We start from the raw sequence: 17,436 nt of genomic DNA on the forward strand, positions 1-17,436 counted from the left end.
TATGGACAACAACCTCCTAATAAAAACGAATCGACGGATTGTGAAAGATTCTATCATGAAATGGCTTTTCGGTACTGCCTCATTTTTGTTAATTGTACTCATCGCTTTTCTCTTTTACGGAATTGGTGCGGATGGTGTGGGACGTTTGAACCTCTCACTTTTCACAAATTTCGGTTCACGGTTTCCAGAGCAGGCCGGTTTGAAAGCCGCGCTTGTAGGTACGTTGTCTCTTATGGCCGTGGTGATTCCGGTATCCATGTTCATCGGAATTTGTTCCGCCATTTACCTTGAAGAATATGCAGTGAAGAATAAATGGACGGCCTTTATTGAGATGAACATCAGTAATCTTGCCGGAGTGCCGTCCGTTGTATTCGGACTTCTTGGCCTCACTGTGTTCTCACGTGCATTGTTTCTTGGTAATAGCATACTCGCCGCAGGACTTACTATGAGTGTCCTCATCTTGCCGATTATAATCGTTGCATCACAAGAAGCGATACGTTCGGTGCCTGATAATCTTCGGGAAGCTTCCTATGGTATGGGTGCAACGAAATGGCAAACAATTACTCAAGTCATTATGCCATCGTCAATCGGCTCTATTTTAACAGGTAGTATTCTATCGTTTTCCCGTGCGATTGGCGAAACAGCGCCGCTAATTGTTCTAGGTATCCCAGTTATCATTCAGTTCCTACCGACCGGGCCTCTAAGTACATTTACCGCGTTACCAATGCAAATTTACGACTGGGCAAAGCGACCGCAACCCGAATTTGCAGACGTCGCATCCGCTGGTATTATCGTTTTGCTTGTCATTCTCGTTACGATGAATGCTTTTGCCATTTATTTCAGAAATAAAGCCATGAAGAAACTTCAAAATTGATAGGAGAATTCGAATGACGTTAATCAAAGATCGAAAAGAAAAGATCGGACTCCATGTGATGAAAAATGAAAACTGGAAAAAGCCTGTCTATGAAACAAACGGACTTAACGTCTGGTACGGTACATCACACGCCCTGAAAAATATTGACCTTACCATCAACGAAAAGGAAGTTACCGCGATTATCGGACCTTCTGGTTGTGGTAAATCAACCTATTTAAAGACATTGAATCGAATGGTTGAAACTGCACGTGACGTGCACATCTCAGGTAACGTTACATTCATGGGCAATGCTATTCTGGGCAAAGCGATGCCGGTCGAACTCCTTCGTTCGAAAGTCGGCATGGTGTTTCAGAAACCAAACCCTTTTCCGAAATCGATTTACGAAAATGTTGCATTCGGCCCTAGGATTCATGGCATTCGTAATAAAGTGATGCTCGACGTCATTGTAGAAGACAGCTTACGAAAAGCCGCGTTGTGGGATGAAGTAAAAGATCGCTTACATAAAAGTGCATACGGGCTTTCCGGAGGTCAACAACAACGACTTTGTATCGCGAGGTGCCTCGCAATAGATCCGGAAGTGATTCTTATGGACGAACCAACATCTGCGTTAGACCCTGTATCGACCCATAAGGTAGAGGAACTCATTGCGACAATTAAAAACGATGTGACCATCGCAATCGTCACTCATAATATGCAGCAAGCTTCACGAATTTCCGACCGAACAGCCTTTTTCTTAAACGGAGAAATTGTTGAATGTGACCGCACATCAACATTGTTTAGCACACCCGAGGATTCCCGAACGAATGATTATATTAACGGTCGCTTTGGTTAACTTTTAAACGGTACCTGTCCCTCAATCTAACATGTATGAGGGACAGGCACTCTACAATTACTGGAATATATTTTCATTGAAAAACGATCATGCATGCTGTACTATATAAACATAAGCTGCGTTGTACGTATTGTAATTAAGTTTTAACCTTTATGCTGTAATAGGGAGTTTTACATCGAAACTGGAATGGTACGCTTAGTTCCTTTAGCAACTAAGACATACAGGATAGTTTCTGCGAACACCCACTTTGAGGAGTGGTGGTTTAAAACTTTCATAATCTGATACGGCAAAGGCGGCTACGCTTTAAAGCCATATATACCAAGGCTCAAAAAAGCATCATCCTTTATTGGATGATGCTTTTTTGTTGTTATTTTTTTGATTGACGGAAATAATGATGTAACTCTTCGTATCGACTCGTTATTTCAATCATTCAGCCACTCAATTTCTTTTTCTGACAAATTCTGTTCTTCTTCAGTTTCTTTCCATGAAAGCGCATTTGACCTCCTCTGTGATGGCTTATCTAGATGTTTCTTGAAGTTCTATGGTAATCACTTCTTCAGTTTCGGTAGTATATTCAATTCTTACAAATATGCCGAACTCGCTGTCACCCTCCTTTAGCCATAGCTTAAACTTTTCAATTGTTGAATTCCCTCTAGTTTCGCTTCCTTCATGCAGGTAGTCAATAATATTCGCATTGGGATATTTTGATTGTGTTTCCTTCATCGCATGCTTTCCCCACTTGGCGTAGGCTGGATCATCTTGTTGCCCATGTGCAATAGTCTGAATATAAGTAGGTGTTAAATTAACTAGTATAAAAATCCCAAGTGCCATAAATACTTTTCTCATAATCGATCTCATCCCCTTTTTTTATAGGATGAGTAATTTTCCTAAAATCATTCTGAACTGAGTAAGCTTTCTTGAAAACCACACTACGTCATCTACACTATAAGATATTGCAAAAGCAGGGTCCCGTGCCCAATTTGATAATAAACATGGTGCCTAACACTCAAACTAACACGTTTATTTGAACAACCAAGTTCTTGTGATTACATAAATAACAGGTACTCTATAATTATTCCATAATTCCACTACGAAGCAGTGTAAAGTCAACATGTACATTTACTTTCATTTCCTTGTATAACCCATGCCACTTCTCTTGTGTAAGATCTGAATGACGGACAGTGCTTCTGTAATATTCACCAAATCCAAAGACATCCGAATCAGCTTCCTGGGAGAGGGCAATTACCCTTGATAGTTCTTCAGATAGACTTTTACCGATTGCTTTTTCAAGTTTTGCTACATTTTTGGGTTTACCCACATCAATGTATGGCTTTATTTCCATCAATCTTGCTTTCACATTAATCTGTAAGTCGAATTCAGGCGTCGCCTGATTGACTAATTTCAACTCTTTTTTTGTCTTAATTGGATCGAATACTAAATCAATCCTGTCAGATGGATTCTTCATTAAAGATGATGGCAATTCATCTCCTTTAATCATCATTTCAAGTTTTCCAGTGTTATAATTATCACGAATTAGTTTCACATAAAAACTATCTTTAGCAGAAAGTTTACCTACCATTTCTCCATTTTTAAATAAGGCAACACCAGAAATTTCTATAAGCTCCTTATCCTTTTTAAGAATAGGCATTGCAATATCCCTTCCTGGGGAATAATAATCATGTCCCACCTCGTGAAGTGTAGATGAAATCATCTGCTCGCCTTTAATGTTTTGTTCCAATAGCTTATAGATGTGATCACCAATGTCATCGATATCCGGATATTCGAATTCAAGTAACGATTTCGATTGACCTTCAACCACCGCCAAGAGAACACTCCCACTCATTTCAGAGTGTTTCAACAAGGTATCAACATAATGACCAACACCCTTTCTGGCGAGCTCCTCACCGAATAAAACTCCCCTCAATTGTCCAGCCATTATTTTCTTAGATGACCTGCGGTTGATTTTCGTACGCGTCCCTTGACTTGTTTCATTTTCGGAAGTAATGATTGCAACTTGACTTTGAAATTCCGTATTCACCTGGCGGACAACTGCAGTAGTCTTCACGTTATCCTCATTCCCCAAATCGTAGCCTATTAAAGTGGTCAACCCTACTTTTTCAAGAAGTTTCTTTTCCGCACATCCAACCAAGCTGATAAGGAGAAGCAGGTATAGTATATAGGATCTATATTTTTTCATTCGATTTGCTCCTTATGTGATTTGAATTTCCTTTTCACCACTGCCACCACATACAAAAAAATAGGGTAAACAAAAATAACATAAAATGCCACTTGACCGAAGTAATTGTTAACCATATTTATTTGAGTTCTATTTTTAACAACTAACGAAGCAATAAAGATGGAAAGTGAGAAAATCCAGACGAATTTGGTTGCGTTTACGTTGACGAGGCGAATGGTCCCACGATAAGCAGCCCATACGTATAGACAAAGATTCGGCAAAATGATCAACATCCAGAAGCAAACCGCTATGTATTCAAATCGTTCTACAAACGGAAGCTTAATAATACTAAACAAAGACAAAGTTGCCCATATGGTTTTAGTTAATAAATCCCCGCTGAAGTAAGTTATCGAAACCAACATAACAGATACATAAATAAAAGTTGTGGCTAATAAACCTAAATGAACATACTTTCTTACATTATTTTTATCCTTTATAAACGGGTAAATTACATTTAACACTTCAAATCCAATAATTGTAAACGTCATGGATTGTACCCCTTTTAAGATTCCACTCATATCGGCCTCCAATATTGGTAATAAACTCCGCGGTTCCATAAATTTCAATGGGTATACCAACATTGGTAAAAGCCATATAGATAGGATAAGACTAAAAAAGGAAACACCCACAATTACCCGTAGTCCACCAGTAAATGTGTACATCACGATTAACAGCAACGTAGCTGCAAGAAACCAAGTATTTACATTTGGGAAAACCCAGGTCTGAACGACTTCAATATAGTTTCTCAAAACGGAAAAAAAAGCGGCTGAACAGTATAAAATATAAATGATGTTAAAAAAGTTCCCTATCCACTTACCAAATACATCTTGATGAATGCCATATAAATCATTTGAACTGTACATTTCCAACGTTTTAATCATAATAAAAGCGATGATATGTGTGGCAATACCCGCAAGGAGCACTGAAATCCAAGCATCATGTTTTGCGTCCTGATAGATTATCCGCTGAAAACCATGAATCCCCACTCCGATTTGTGCGGTATGAATGATGAAAAAAAGTAAAAAAGCGTTAATCGTACTTTTTTGACTAAGTTGGATAGAGTTTTTCACTTATTCCACCTTCTGTTCATTTTTTTCAGGATTTACGGGCCCGGGCTCATACTTGTCTTCATCTTCCGGCCTTGTATTTGAAGGCCTCTTAAATGTAAACGGCAAAGGCATTCTGATAATACTGTCACGCCAATCTTTCACCCGTGGAGGATAAAATGGTGCCGTGTACGGAGAACCCAAACTTGTTTGACGTAACAGGTGGATAATAATAAAACAAAACCCAAACATAATGCCGTAAAAGCCCCAATACCCCGCTAGTAGTATTAATGGGAACCGAATAATTCTAATGACATTGCCCATCATGTAACTTGGTGTCGTGAAAGAAGCCAATGCCCCGAGCGCAACAATAATGATTAAAATATTACTCGTAATTCCTGCTTGGACGGCCGCGGTTCCAATGACGATACCGCCAACAATTCCGATTGTTTGACCAACCTTTGACGGTAATCTAATTCCCGCCTCTCGAAGTAGTTCAATAATAAGTTCTAAAAGTAACGCCTCAAATAACGGCGGAAAAGGAACTAAAGACCTTGATTCACTTAGTGTAACTAAGAGCGTTTGGGGAATGACCTCGTAATGAAATGTTAAAGCCGCTACATATAAAGGTGTTAAAAAAATTGAGAGTACGACCGCACTAAATCTTAATAACCGGGCAAATGTAGCAATTTGCCATCGTAAATTTATATCTTCTTGGCTTTGGAAAAATTCAAGAAATGAGTGTGGTGCAACGATTGCCATGGTGCTACCATCGACAATGACTCCTAATTTCCCATTCAATAGTTCAGAGCAAAGCTTATCCGGTCTTTCAGTCAGTAACATTTGTGGGAAAATCGATAAAGAGTTGTCGTCTATCAATTGTTCAAGAATAGAACTGTCCAATAAAGAATCTATTTTAATGTCGGTAATCCTCTGCCGTAGCATATTAATCATTTCTTCTGAAGCAATGCCTTTAATATAAAGCATAGAAACAGCTGTGTTCGAGCGTTCTCCAACTTTTATCTCTTCATTGCAAAGATCTGGGTTTTTTATATACCTTCGAACCAATGATATATTCGTTGTAAGGCTTTCATTAAATCCAACTTGGGATCCAATTACTTGGGATTCATTTTCCGGCGTTGATAAAGCCCGTGATTCCTTGGTGGGGATGTTTGCCAATACAATTTGGGAGTAGCCCTCAACATGAATAAGTACCGTTCCATCCATCATTCCCGTAATGGCTCCATCTATTTCACCAGACAACTTTGCGTTGGGTATCGAAAGGACGGACAGGACATTTTCTGGGGATTCACTCGTATTCCCTAACAAGTCATGAATAATATGTTTTTTTAGTACTTCGCCATCCACCAAATTATCTATATAAATAAGTGTAAGATTCGGGTGTATCGATTTAACTTTTAAATCCGATGAGTTATGAACAGCATTACCCACCGATTTAATGAAAACACTCTTTAGAGGCGAAATCGTGCTTTTTGTTTTTTCTTCATTTTCTTTACTCTTTTCACCCTCCGCGGCTGGCTGCTTTTTTGCGGAAGACAGTTTGAACTTTTTGTTAAACATGACATTCACCTCATTACTAACTTTGCCTTTAGAATTGACTTTAATAGAACAACTTATACCCCCTCTTAACGTTTCAGCTATATAGAATGAACAAAAGTTTAAACCATCAAAAAAGGGAAGCTGCTTTCCTTTCTAGTACTCGCTTTCCGCGGGCGTTGCCTTAGCAAATCGAACAGCGAAGGGCTCGATTTGCCGTATTTCTGTGTTATTTGCAGAAATTAAGGCATTCTTGCCCCGTACTACCAACGCTAGCGCCTCTGGTGGCGAAAAGGTTCACGGTGATGTATATTGGATATCAAACAGGATGTTATTCGTGACTGAAACTCAACACTAATTCCCTAATGAAGTCAGTGTTTTCACTTTCACAGGATAGGAGGTCGGACGCGATTCTAAAACGACTAGTTGTCACGGGCTATAAACAACATGAGCTAGGGATTTTCGACGATAAGCACCCCGGGATCCGATTTATTAAAAAGTCTTTGATGAAACGTTTACTAGATTTACTAGATGAGGACTTGGAATGGGTCATTGTCAGCGGTCAGCTCGGGATTGAAACGTGGGCTGCTGAAGTTGTGATTGAACTAAAAGTTGAATACCCACATTTAAGATTAGCGGTCATCACGCCCTTTTTAGAACAAGAGAAGAATTGGAATGAGACGAAGAAAGAAAAATATCATTCGATTATCGCTCAAGCAGATTACACGACGAGCCTTACGAAAAGACCGTACGAGGCACCTTGGCAGTTCATCGAAAAGGATAAATTTTTCATGCGCAATTCGGATGGTATTCTAATTGTCTTTGATGAAGAAAATGATGGTTCGCCTAAGTTCGTAAAAAAAGCAGCGGAGCGCCACGCCGCCCAAACTGATTATCGGGTACTCACCATTACTGCAGATGACTTACAAGTAATTGCAGAAGAAGAACAACTTAATGGGTGGCAATGATGAATTACGGAATACCAGCGCTTGACAAATCCATTTATATATGGGAGAATGAACTAGTTAACAACTAAGGTAACATTCGAGATTTGAACATATGGCATTCTACGTACTGTTTTTGAGAATACTTATTCACACTGGCGCGGCTAAAGGGTCGCAAGGACGTAAAAGTAGGTAGGGTTTGCGTTGCTTAGGTTAGAAGACACCCAGTGGAACAATGACCGCGGCACCGAAAGTTTAGTCTTTCATCGGAAATTATTCCCCGAATTATCGGGATGAAAAAATTACATCAAAACTTAACTGTTACCTTATAAATCAAAGGGGTGCTCTTCATATGAGAGCACCCCTTTTCCAATTTATTTTTTAAACTTTGGATCCGGTGCCAGTTGCTACCACAATTTAAAGGACGCAAATGGTGTCAGTAACTGGCACCGGGTGTTAGAATGGACAGAAATAGAAGGGGGTTTCTAAATGGACATTTATGCACACCGGGGTTCATCCGGGACACATCCTGAAAATACGATTAGCGCTTTTCGAGAGGCGGCTCGCCTTCAAGTGACCGGCGTGGAATTCGACGTTCATATGACAAAAGACGGTGAACTGGTTGTCATACATGACGAAAGGATTGATCGCACTTCAAATGGAAATGGTTTTGTGAAGGATATGACACTTGAGGAATTGAGAGGGTTTGACTTTGGTAGCTGGTTTTCAAGCGATTTTAAAGGCGAACCTATTCCAACATTGCAAGAAGTGCTCGACATCTTTTCAACAACTCACCACCATCTGAATATTGAAGTCAAGTCGGATATTTTTCCATACGACGGGATGGTTGAAAAAGTGGTTAAGGCTGTAGCCATGATGAACCTTGATGCACGGGTCGTTATTTCGTCTTTCGATCATGGAGCAATACGTAGAGTGAAACAGCTTGCTCCTCAGTTGGAAACAGCGGCATTATTCATGGAATCATTAGTGAATCCGCTTAATTATCTTCGAAGTATTCCCGCTGATGCTCTTCATTTATTTTTGCCCGCAGCGGTACGTCCATTTGCGCGTGGGGTTCTCGACGAAAAAGTTAAGGTACGTGTCTTCACGGTCAATGAAGAAAAACATGCCGAAGCTTTGCTAACTGTTGGGATCACGGCGATTTTCACCGACTTTCCTGAGAAGATAATGGCGTTCCTTCAAACAAAAAGCTGAGCAGATCGCTCAGCTTTTTTGGTCCGATTCAATTGCACAAGCTTTAATGAATCTTTCAAAAATCCGCTGGGATACGGTGTCCCCTTTTACCGCTAATTTTTCAGGATGCCATTGTACGCCCAAAACAAATCGATGTTCATTGCTTTCAATTGACTCAATAATGCCATCCGTCGCGATACCCGTAACGATGAAAGGGTAGGTGACATCTTTGATAGATTGATGGTGATACGAGTTCACTTTAATGCGATGATTCCCAGCAATTGATTCCAGTAAACTACCGTTTTCCACATCGACGAAATGGGATGCATGGTCACCCGGGGCTTTTTGCTGGTGTTGGAGAACCGGCTTATCCAGTTGCTTATAAATATCTTGATAGAGGTTACCCCCACCTGCGACGTTTAGAATTTGAATCCCTCTGCAAATACCAAGAATTGGTTTATCCGTTTTCAGCAGTCGGCGTGCCAATTCTAGTTCGCAGGAATCCCTTCCAGGCGATACTTCTCCAAGACCTACACGCGGCTCTTCATCAAACAACATTGGGTTAATGTCATTTCCACCTGTGAACAAAAGACCGTCAAGCATAGCCAACAACTGATCGGCATCTTCATCGACACCGATTGGAATAACAACTGGCAATCCACCGGCCCGAATAATCGCTTGAACATATTCTTTTTCCAACTCATGCTTCCCGTCCCTCGTAATATCTGTCGTTACCCCGATGACCGGTTTCATCCAGTGTCCCCCTTTTTTATCTCCTTAATATTTTCCGTTAAATTACGTTTAATATAACGTTTCCGACGCCTTTGAAACTAGCTTCATATTTTCCTTTTTTCAGGACTTTCGGCAATATGAATGTCCCCGAAGAAATAATCGCTCCTTTTTTCAACGACTGCCCATGCTTAGCAAGCTCGTCAATCAGCCATTTCACCGCATGGACGGGGTTGCCAAGTACTTCGCTGGAAATACCTGAAGCAATTACTTCACCCTCAAACTTTAAAGCCCCTTCGATGTTATGTAATTGATCGTATGATAATTCAGCAGTCGAGTTCCCGATGACCACTTTTCCAGCAACTGCACTATCTGCGACCAACTGTCCCAAACTAAGGTTTGGAAACCAGTTCGTAAAGCGAGAATCAGGAATTTCAAGCCCTGGTACAATTCGCGTTTTAGCCATTATCGATTCGTAATCATCTTCTGTTGAAAGGTCTTTTTCGACAATGAAAACAAGCTCCAATTCAATCAAAGGAGATAGCATACGGCTCAACTCAATTGTCCCATCGGAAATAGTAGATCTTGTCAACGCTCCGTATAAAGGGGTCGTTGAATTAAACATTCTTTGTGTTTCTTCACTCGTCAAACTAATCTTATAGCCGGCATGGTTATCTTTATCATCAATTGCTTTTTTATCTGTATGCAATTGTTGAACACGATACGCTTCCGACATCTCCAATGTTTCAGGCACAGCTTCCTTATCAATAGGTTGCCTATTCGTATATGCCTCGTAAAATCGTTCTACTAAGGTAGCCGTTGTCATATATAAGTCCCCCTTCAATTTCCCCCATTATATCCTGAATTAAAGAATCCGTATGAAAACTAGCAAAGCGGTCCGTCTTGTTTCTGGAGACAAACTCGCAAAGAGTCCTAGAGGTTTAAAATGCATTTTTTGTTTAATCTATATAATTCATTCATTTTCCGGAGAGAGCTTGGAATACGCTCCCTCCTATCTTCCGTCAACCGACAAGTCCGTTTATGAACTCCTCTATCTCTTCTTGTGATTTGCGATCCTTGCTCACAAAACGGCCTACTTCTTTCCCTTCATGGAACGCGATAAAACTAGGAATGCCGAAAATATCCAGTTCTCCGCACAAATCTATGAATTCATCACGGTCCACATAAATAAACGTATACTCCGGATAATTCGCTTCGATTCCTGGCAATACATGTTCAATCACACGGCAATCCGGACACCAGTCCGCGGAAAATAAAAATAGTGTCCGTTCCTCATTTTTCAGTTGATTAAATTGCTCCATTGATTGTAATTTTTCCATTTAAAATCTCTCCTCATACGTTAGGTTCAATCCCATTTTAGTATATCATTCAAACACTGATTAAATCATGTTTTCGGTCAATTTATTCAAAACTCTACACACACCATTTTTTTACTTCAATTATCAAAAAAATTACTACTCATGATTTACTTCAATCTGGGAAATCTAATGATGTGCGAAAAGGAGGTTTTTGCTTGCGTCATTGGATACTGTTACCGGCTTATGTAATCGGGCTTTCTCTGTTATTTTTCACGGTGGTCGTTGCAAATGACTCCGTGTCTACAGATGAACGGATGGACTATTTTTTAAAATTTGAAAATGAGTCTGTACCTTGGTACCACTTAGCCGCGATTGACCAATTCGAACGGAACATTCAACAAGTACGAAATGATATCCCGAAAAGCGAAGGCATAATCGCAATTCAGTTCGCAGAAGAATTTTGGGCCGGAGCGATGAACCCGAACAAGAACGATACGGCACCGGAATCAATTACCTTCTTCGAAGGAAATGGATTGGATGGTGATAATGACGGGAAAGCGGATCCGACAAACAACGATGATATTTTATATACCATGATGAGCTTTTTAAATGGGTATGGACCAAATGAAGATAATTTCAAATTAGCTTTGTGGGATTACTACAAGCGACAAGAAACCGTTAACCAAATCGTGGCAATTGCACAATTGTACAAGCACTTTGAAACAATGGAGTTGGATGCACATGCCTTCCCTATTCCAAAACAGCACAATTACAGCTATAGAGGGACATGGGGTGCCAATAGAGGTTGGGGCGGACGTAGAATACATGAAGGAACCGATCTTTTTGCAGGGCACGGCGTTCCCGTGTTAGCGACATCTTACGGGGTCATTGAAATTATGGGCTGGAATGAATATGGGGGCTGGCGAGTCGGCATCCGCGATAATCACAACACCTATCACTATTTTGCCCACTTAGCTTATTTTAATAAGGGGCTTAAAGAAGGCGATATCGTAGAACCTGGAACGATTATCGGCTATGTAGGCAGCTCCGGCTATGGAAAAGAAGGCACATCAGGTCGTTTCCCTCCGCATCTGCATTATGGAATGTACAAATATAACGGACGAACAGAATGGGCTTTTGATCCATTCCCTTCGCTCAGACTTTGGGAACGACAATGAAAGTGCTCAGGCGCCGACACAGTTAAGAATCGTGTCGGTACCTGAGCACTTATTTATTCGCTTTATGGACTTTTAATAACTTGCCTTTGACCGTTTTTGTTCTCATTTCATCCAATACGAGTTTGCCTTTTCCATTTAGAATATCGATATAAGTGACTGTGTCCTGGATTTTGATGATACCGATATCTTCAGCTGTGACTCCTGGAATACTTGTAATCGTACCAACAAAGTCAAATGCCCGTATCTTTTTCTTTTTACCGCCATTGAAATACAATTTCAGTATATCTTTATTAACGGTTGCATTTTTGTTCTTTTTCAACTGGGGTAAACTTTCCAGTTTCTGCGTAAACGCATCCATTGCGCTAACAACTGCTTGCCGGGAAGGTGCATTTCTTTGTTGAATTTCGAAACCGATGTACGCTTCAATTTCTTCAAGGAATCGATCCTCGTTCGGTGTAACGAATGTAATCGCTTTACCTTTCTTCCCCGCCCGTCCTGTACGACCCGCACGGTGAACATAACTTTCCTTTTCCAATGGGATATCGTAATTGATGACATGCGTAATGCTGTCGATATCAATTCCGCGTGCCGCAACGTCTGTTGCCACTAAATAACGGAACTCACCACGTTTGAATTCATCCATTACTGCGAAACGGTCTTCCTGCATCATTCCACCGTGCAATTTGTCACTTGTGTAGTCAAGCTTTTCCAATTGTTCATTGACATGATCTACTTGGTCTTTCGTCCGGCAGAAAATGATACAGCTATCCGGATTTTCAACAACAGTAACGTCACGTAATAGATCGAACTTCTGTTGTTCTTTCACGACAATCAGTGAATGATCGATTTGATCTGTCAGTGTGACAGTGGAAGCAATTTCAATATGCTTCGGCTCAATCATGTATTTGCGACATAGCTGTTCAATATTCTTTGAAAGCGTAGCCGAGAACAACATTGTCATCCTTTGCTTCGGTAACTTATTGATAATCGCTTCAACTTGTTCGATAAAGCCCATATTGAGCATTTCATCGGCTTCGTCAAGAACGAGGTATTCGATTTTACCAAGCACCAGGGTGCCTCGCTCAATATGGTCCATTACACGGCCCGGTGTACCGACAACGACATGGCATTTTTGCTTCAGTTCTTCTTTTTGATAATTAAACGGATGCTTTCCGTACACAGCCGCAGCTTTAATACGCTTAAAACGACCGATATTTGTAATATCTTCTTTAACTTGGTCCGCAAGTTCGCGTGTCGGTGTCAGAATTAGTGCTTGTGGTTTGTTCTCTTCCCATTTCACCAGCTCACAAATCGGAATGCCGAACGATGCCGTCTTACCACTGCCCGTCTGTGATTTAACAGCTAAATCCTGCCTTTTCAACGCTGCGGGAAGTACTTTTTCTTGCACTTCTGTCGGCGCCGAATACCCAAGCCCGTCCAGTGCTCGTGTAATCTCATCACTTAAATTAAAATCTTGAAAGTTCATTGTATCCAACCTCACATTCTACCTACATTATCTCATGATAATGAACTTCTCGCATGTTTTGAGATGATTATGACTACTAGAGAAATGGAATGCGGTCTAAGTAGACTGCATTCCATCTTTCCTATCTATCCAAGTATTGACGCCTCAAACACTTTCCAAACTTTTGCTACTCTTCAAATCCATTTTTAATGTTTCAAACAGAAATGAGTACATATCCGTCTGTTCTTCAATAATTTTCGCAGTTGGTTTACCAAGCCCATGACCTGCATTTTTTTCCACCCGAAGAAGAATCGGGTTATCACCTGACTGTGCTGCTTGTAAAGTCGCGGCGAATTTCATCGCATGCAGCGGAACAACTCGGTCATCTGTATCCGCTGTCGTCACCAATGTCGGCGGATAGGCGATACCTTCTTTCACATTATGAAGCGGCGAATAGGCGTACATGAACTTGAAGTCTTCTGGATTAGCTTCCGCATTTCCATAATCGGTTACCCAATAGCGCCCGACAGTGAACTTATGATAACGTAACATGTCCGTAACCGGAACTAAACAAAGTGCCGCCCCATATAAATCCGGTTGTTGCGTAATACATGTCGCAACAAGCAAGCCCCCATTGCTTCCTCCCATAATGGCGAGTTTCTTGCTAGTTGTATACTTTTGTCCAATCAACCACTCTGCCGCCGCTATAAAGTCGTCAAAAACGTTTTGTTTCTGTTCTAACGTTCCTGCTTTGTACCACTCTTCGCCAAACTCTCCGCCGCCGCGTAAATTTGCAGCAGCATACACGCCACCCGCTTCAATCCACATGCGCTGTGACGGTGAGAATGCCGGTGTCAAACTAACATTGAAACCACCGTACCCGTATAATAGAACCGGATTCTCCCCATTCAATTCCAAACCTTTGCGGTATGTTAGGAACATCGGGATGGTCGTCCCATCTTTGGAAGGATAAAAAACCTGTTTCGTTTCAAAGTTTTCCGTTTCGAATAACGCTGAACTTTGGAATACGGGATCAATCAGGTCTTCTTCAAAATCATAGCGTGCAATCGTCGTGGGTACCAAATAGGATGTATAACCGATAAACATCGTTGACGCAGATTTTTTCCCCGATACACCGGAAATTGAAATGTAATCCGGCAGCGGGATATCCCGTTGGAATGTCCCATCCAACGCATAGATAGCTAACTTATAGTGAGCGTTATGCAAATAGCAAACGACAAACTGATTGTTGATAATATCCACGAACGCCAGTACATCCTCCTTCTCAGGAATGACGTCAATCCACTGATCCTTCTCGGGTTTGTCTATATCAACGGCAATTACTTTCTCTTTGGGCGCATTATAATTGGTAGCAAAATAAAAGAGCCTACCTTCATTTCCGATAAATGTATATTCACCATCGTCATCGGCAAATAGGTGGACAAAATCTTCATCCAGCTTCGTGTCTTTATAGTAGATTCGACTTTTATTTTCGGTACCTTTCCATACCGTTAAAATCAAATAACGGTAATCATCCGACATGGAAGGACTGAAAGATAATGCTTTATCATCCGCATCTTCATAGATTAACCTATCTTTCCCTTGCTTTGTTCCGACGTCATGCCAATAGACACGATTGAAATTGCTTTCATCTTCAGGATCTACCGTACCAGGCTCAGGAAAACGGTTATAATAAAACCCGGTCCCTTCTTCATTCCACGCAATGCTACTGAATTTACACCACTTCACCACATCTGGCTCGTCCATTCCTGTCGCTAAATTGCGGATCCGTATCTCCTGCCAGTCACTACCGTGCAATGAAATGCCATACGCCAATCGAGTTCCATCTTTCGTGAATGCAAGATTTGTAATGGCTGCCGTTCCTTCATCGTTCAATGTATTCGGATCAATAATGACTTCTAAGTCTTCGGAACCCAAATCCTTTGTCCGATAAAAGATAGCTTGGTTTTGCAATCCCTCATTTTTATTGAAATAATAATAATCCCCTTCCTTTTGCGGAACGGAGTATTTCGGAAAATTCATGGACTTTGTCAGTCTTTCTTTTACCTCTTCACGGTTTGGATAGGTTTTCAAAAAGTCCTGTGTCTGTTCATTTTGCTGATCTACCCAGCCCTTAACTTCTTCAGCATCCGGATTTTCCAACCAACGATATGGATCTTTTACTGTAGTCCCATGATAATTTTCAATAACCATTTCTTTTTTTGTCTCAACGCTCAATTTAATACCCCCCTGTTATGTCCCTCCTGTATATTTTACCACACTAATCACAGAACAGAGGGATTTTTCAGAACGTATATCACTTTACAATCTAATATCGAAAGCACCTGGCATAATGGTTCAATTGATTTTACGGTTTCAAAAGTATTGTTCTTTGTTTTTACTTTATTGTTGTCTTTCTTTTCTCAGCAATCCTGCAATCCAATGCTGCCCCCACTATGAATCCTGGAATCCCTCCACCTGATAACGAAACAAATAGAAAGGATATCTTGAATGTTCCATAAACGTTGTATAGCAGGGTACCTACCAACAGTGTGGTTCCGACAAATAGAAGTATCGCGTATAAATATGAAACAGCTACATCATTATTCATAAACGTAACCATTTTTCTTTTTGAATGATGAATGACGACTAGTAGCATTTTTTCCACTGGCGTTTAACAGTTTATATTCTGCAACCTTTTTATGCATACCTTTCAACCCTTCCATTCAATGTCGATAGCAGTTCATCAATTGCCTTTAACGCAAAAAAAGGTCTGGCAGTTTTAAAAACAATTCATACTGTATGGTTGGAATAACGAATTTCATTGAATTCGCTCCGGCGCTTCGTGGATGCCTCCCGCTAGTTTTCATACAGATTAATTAATTCAACATATCTAGATTCGCCCCTTGTATTTGTTTAGGAATCCGTTCATTCTTTATAAAGTCTTTCCCTTAATCTTCTTAGATTATTCGATTAGATGGATGAAGTGATGTTTTCATAGCACGCTTGATTACTACCACGGAAATATACCAACGTTGACATACTTTTCAACACTAAACGACAAGGAATAGGCCAGTAAATGACAGGCGATTATCATCTTACACATTCTGGATGATTAAAATTAAAAGGTTATACGTATTTCGAACTACAAATGTTATACTTGTTGAACTAATTTGATTACTCGTTAATAGGAATAGTCTACCGCAAACGGGCCACTTTATCGGATAGGGGGGCATTTTTGTGAGAACTAAAGCAGAAGCAGAGAGAAACAAAGAAAAAAAGAAGATTTACAAAAACATTTTGATAATGTTTGGTGCAGTCGGTTTACTTTTTGTTGGACTGATTGGTTATGGCGTTTATTGGGCGTTCTTCGATATGAACAGATTACCAACAGGAGACTATCTTGCAGAAGAGACTTCTCCAGATGGAAATTACACTTTAAAAGCATACGTCGCTGACGGAGGTGCTACAACGTCGTATACGATTCGGGGCGAGTTAGTCTTTAATCAAAAAAGAAAAAAAGCCAAAAATGTTTACTGGAATTCCAAGGAAGATAATGCGGATATCAAGTGGATTGATAGTGACACGGTAGTGATTAGTGGGCATTCACTAGACGTACCAAATGACAAGTTTGATTTTAGAAATCAATAATTCCTTGTTCAATTAACTGGGCACGATTGTTGTAGATCAAAAGCCTAATTCCTCTTAAAATGAAAGAGGAATTAGGCTTTTTTATCCCATATTATTTTAAAGTACTCCTCTACAGTAAATGTTGTGGCAACAGGTGGTAAGTTTTGTGAGCATTACTGATAAAAAGTATGCCAGAAGTGGCACATTCTTATGGCCATGAATACACGCTTCCATATATCTAACCGGCCAAAAGCATTAGAGATGAAAATATGAAGGAATCATTACAGGAATCTACAGAAGAGACCTATTTCTGCGTATGGATCGGCTATCTATCGTGCTGCCTACAAAAAAAGAGTGCCAATCGCGATGACTCGGCACTCTTTTTTACAGCTTCTTATCCCGTTTTGGTAGCCCTAAAAATCAATATCGACT

General features: G+C 40.4%; 16 protein-coding genes and 1 other RNA gene. 7 read left to right on the plus strand and 10 right to left on the minus strand.

The genetic code is table 11. The annotated features are described in order from the left end of the window. Nucleotide 1 precedes the first annotated feature (1 nt). The 3 genes from pstA to ssrS all read left to right on the plus strand — a co-directional run bounded on the left by pstA (nucleotide 2) and on the right by ssrS (nucleotide 2,009). Nucleotides 2-874 carry a phosphate ABC transporter permease PstA gene (gene pstA / locus FILTAD_RS08615; protein WP_124070154.1) on the plus strand — a complete coding sequence of 291 codons (873 nt, stop codon included), beginning with the start codon at nucleotides 2-4 and terminating at the stop codon, nucleotides 872-874. Nucleotides 875-932: 58 nt separating this feature from the next. Next, the gene (gene pstB / locus FILTAD_RS08620) at nucleotides 933-1,706 is read left to right on the plus strand and encodes a phosphate ABC transporter ATP-binding protein PstB (protein ID WP_238988208.1); all 774 of its coding nucleotides are present in this window, start codon (nucleotides 933-935) and stop codon (nucleotides 1,704-1,706) included. A 110-nt stretch (nucleotides 1,707-1,816) separates the two neighbouring features. Next, a non-coding RNA gene (gene ssrS, locus FILTAD_RS08625) (6S RNA) lies at nucleotides 1,817-2,009 on the plus strand. Between the two features lie 213 nt (nucleotides 2,010-2,222). On the opposite strand, the gene FILTAD_RS08630 is transcribed toward ssrS, so the two are convergent. From FILTAD_RS08630 to FILTAD_RS08645, 4 genes are all read right to left on the minus strand, one after another. Further along, entirely contained in the window at nucleotides 2,223-2,552 is a 330-nt protein-coding gene (locus FILTAD_RS08630; RefSeq protein ID WP_124070158.1) for a DUF3889 domain-containing protein, read from the minus strand. Between the two features lie 226 nt (nucleotides 2,553-2,778). After that, entirely contained in the window at nucleotides 2,779-3,903 is a 1,125-nt protein-coding gene (locus tag FILTAD_RS08635) for a Ger(x)C family spore germination protein (RefSeq protein WP_124070160.1), read from the minus strand. Beyond that, nucleotides 3,900-5,012, minus strand: a complete 1,113-nt coding sequence (locus tag FILTAD_RS08640; RefSeq protein ID WP_124070162.1) for a GerAB/ArcD/ProY family transporter — start codon at nucleotides 5,010-5,012, stop codon at nucleotides 3,900-3,902. The genes FILTAD_RS08635 and FILTAD_RS08640 overlap by 4 nt, the downstream gene beginning before the upstream one ends. Then, on the minus strand, nucleotides 5,013-6,569 hold the full coding sequence (locus FILTAD_RS08645) for a spore germination protein (protein ID WP_124070164.1): 1,557 nt from the start codon (nucleotides 6,567-6,569) through the stop codon (nucleotides 5,013-5,015). It lies immediately after the preceding gene. Between the two features lie 386 nt (nucleotides 6,570-6,955). Here FILTAD_RS08645 and FILTAD_RS08650 point away from each other — a divergent pair, with 386 nt between their 5' ends. Both FILTAD_RS08650 and FILTAD_RS08655 read left to right on the plus strand, forming a co-directional pair. Next, nucleotides 6,956-7,513: an SLOG family protein gene (locus FILTAD_RS08650; protein ID WP_124070364.1), complete on the plus strand. Its 558-nt coding sequence runs from the start codon at nucleotides 6,956-6,958 to the stop codon at nucleotides 7,511-7,513. A 465-nt stretch (nucleotides 7,514-7,978) separates the two neighbouring features. Next, nucleotides 7,979-8,704, plus strand: a complete 726-nt coding sequence (locus FILTAD_RS08655; RefSeq protein ID WP_124070166.1) for a glycerophosphodiester phosphodiesterase — start codon at nucleotides 7,979-7,981, stop codon at nucleotides 8,702-8,704. 9 nt (nucleotides 8,705-8,713) lie between these two features. Here FILTAD_RS08655 and FILTAD_RS08660 read toward each other — a convergent pair whose 3' ends face one another. The 3 genes from FILTAD_RS08660 to FILTAD_RS08670 form a co-directional block, all read right to left on the minus strand. Beyond that, entirely contained in the window at nucleotides 8,714-9,436 is a 723-nt protein-coding gene (locus FILTAD_RS08660; protein WP_124070167.1) for a gamma-glutamyl-gamma-aminobutyrate hydrolase family protein, read from the minus strand. 37 nt (nucleotides 9,437-9,473) lie between these two features. Continuing rightward, entirely contained in the window at nucleotides 9,474-10,238 is a 765-nt protein-coding gene (locus FILTAD_RS08665; protein ID WP_124070168.1) for a 2-keto-4-pentenoate hydratase, read from the minus strand. A 196-nt stretch (nucleotides 10,239-10,434) separates the two neighbouring features. Then, entirely contained in the window at nucleotides 10,435-10,752 is a 318-nt protein-coding gene (locus FILTAD_RS08670; RefSeq protein WP_124070169.1) for a thioredoxin family protein, read from the minus strand. A gap of 194 nt (nucleotides 10,753-10,946) precedes the next feature. Between FILTAD_RS08670 and FILTAD_RS08675 the strand changes: the two genes are divergently transcribed. Next, nucleotides 10,947-11,909 (plus strand): M23 family metallopeptidase, encoded by a 963-nt coding sequence (locus tag FILTAD_RS08675; RefSeq protein ID WP_238988196.1) that lies wholly within the window; start codon nucleotides 10,947-10,949, stop codon nucleotides 11,907-11,909. A 49-nt stretch (nucleotides 11,910-11,958) separates the two neighbouring features. Here the strand turns inward: FILTAD_RS08675 and FILTAD_RS08680 are convergent, their stop codons facing one another. From FILTAD_RS08680 to FILTAD_RS08690, 3 genes are all read right to left on the minus strand, one after another. Next, the gene (locus FILTAD_RS08680) at nucleotides 11,959-13,395 is read right to left on the minus strand and encodes a DEAD/DEAH box helicase (protein ID WP_415579282.1); all 1,437 of its coding nucleotides are present in this window, start codon (nucleotides 13,393-13,395) and stop codon (nucleotides 11,959-11,961) included. Between the two features lie 144 nt (nucleotides 13,396-13,539). After that, nucleotides 13,540-15,612, minus strand: a complete 2,073-nt coding sequence (locus FILTAD_RS08685) for a prolyl oligopeptidase family serine peptidase (protein WP_238988197.1) — start codon at nucleotides 15,610-15,612, stop codon at nucleotides 13,540-13,542. Between the two features lie 160 nt (nucleotides 15,613-15,772). Beyond that, nucleotides 15,773-15,985: a hypothetical protein gene (locus FILTAD_RS08690; protein WP_148085397.1), complete on the minus strand. Its 213-nt coding sequence runs from the start codon at nucleotides 15,983-15,985 to the stop codon at nucleotides 15,773-15,775. A gap of 695 nt (nucleotides 15,986-16,680) precedes the next feature. Between FILTAD_RS08690 and FILTAD_RS08695 the strand changes: the two genes are divergently transcribed. Further along, the gene (locus FILTAD_RS08695) at nucleotides 16,681-17,025 is read left to right on the plus strand and encodes a DUF5412 domain-containing protein (RefSeq protein ID WP_160117594.1); all 345 of its coding nucleotides are present in this window, start codon (nucleotides 16,681-16,683) and stop codon (nucleotides 17,023-17,025) included. Nucleotides 17,026-17,436 lie beyond the last annotated feature (411 nt).

This window comes from Filibacter tadaridae, from assembly GCF_900609045.1.
Lineage (GTDB): Bacteria > Bacillota > Bacilli > Bacillales_A > Planococcaceae > Sporosarcina > Sporosarcina tadaridae.

What these genes read in the sequence shown, in the direction of transcription:
- pstA (WP_124070154.1), top strand. Translation starts at nt 2, where the DNA reads ATGGACAACAACCTCCTAATAAAAACGAATCGACGGATTGTGAAAGAT.
- pstB (WP_238988208.1), top strand. Translation starts at nt 933, where the DNA reads ATGAAAAATGAAAACTGGAAAAAGCCTGTCTATGAAACAAACGGACTT.
- FILTAD_RS08630 (WP_124070158.1), bottom strand. Translation starts at nt 2,552, where the DNA reads ATGAGAAAAGTATTTATGGCACTTGGGATTTTTATACTAGTTAATTTA.
- FILTAD_RS08635 (WP_124070160.1), bottom strand. Translation starts at nt 3,903, where the DNA reads ATGAAAAAATATAGATCCTATATACTATACCTGCTTCTCCTTATCAGC.
- FILTAD_RS08645 (WP_124070164.1), bottom strand. Translation starts at nt 6,569, where the DNA reads ATGTTTAACAAAAAGTTCAAACTGTCTTCCGCAAAAAAGCAGCCAGCC.
- FILTAD_RS08655 (WP_124070166.1), top strand. Translation starts at nt 7,979, where the DNA reads ATGGACATTTATGCACACCGGGGTTCATCCGGGACACATCCTGAAAAT.
- FILTAD_RS08660 (WP_124070167.1), bottom strand. Translation starts at nt 9,436, where the DNA reads ATGAAACCGGTCATCGGGGTAACGACAGATATTACGAGGGACGGGAAG.
- FILTAD_RS08665 (WP_124070168.1), bottom strand. Translation starts at nt 10,238, where the DNA reads ATGACAACGGCTACCTTAGTAGAACGATTTTACGAGGCATATACGAAT.
- FILTAD_RS08670 (WP_124070169.1), bottom strand. Translation starts at nt 10,752, where the DNA reads ATGGAAAAATTACAATCAATGGAGCAATTTAATCAACTGAAAAATGAG.
- FILTAD_RS08680 (WP_415579282.1), bottom strand. Translation starts at nt 13,395, where the DNA reads ATGAACTTTCAAGATTTTAATTTAAGTGATGAGATTACACGAGCACTG.
- FILTAD_RS08690 (WP_148085397.1), bottom strand. Translation starts at nt 15,985, where the DNA reads ATGAATAATGATGTAGCTGTTTCATATTTATACGCGATACTTCTATTT.
- FILTAD_RS08695 (WP_160117594.1), top strand. Translation starts at nt 16,681, where the DNA reads ATGTTTGGTGCAGTCGGTTTACTTTTTGTTGGACTGATTGGTTATGGC.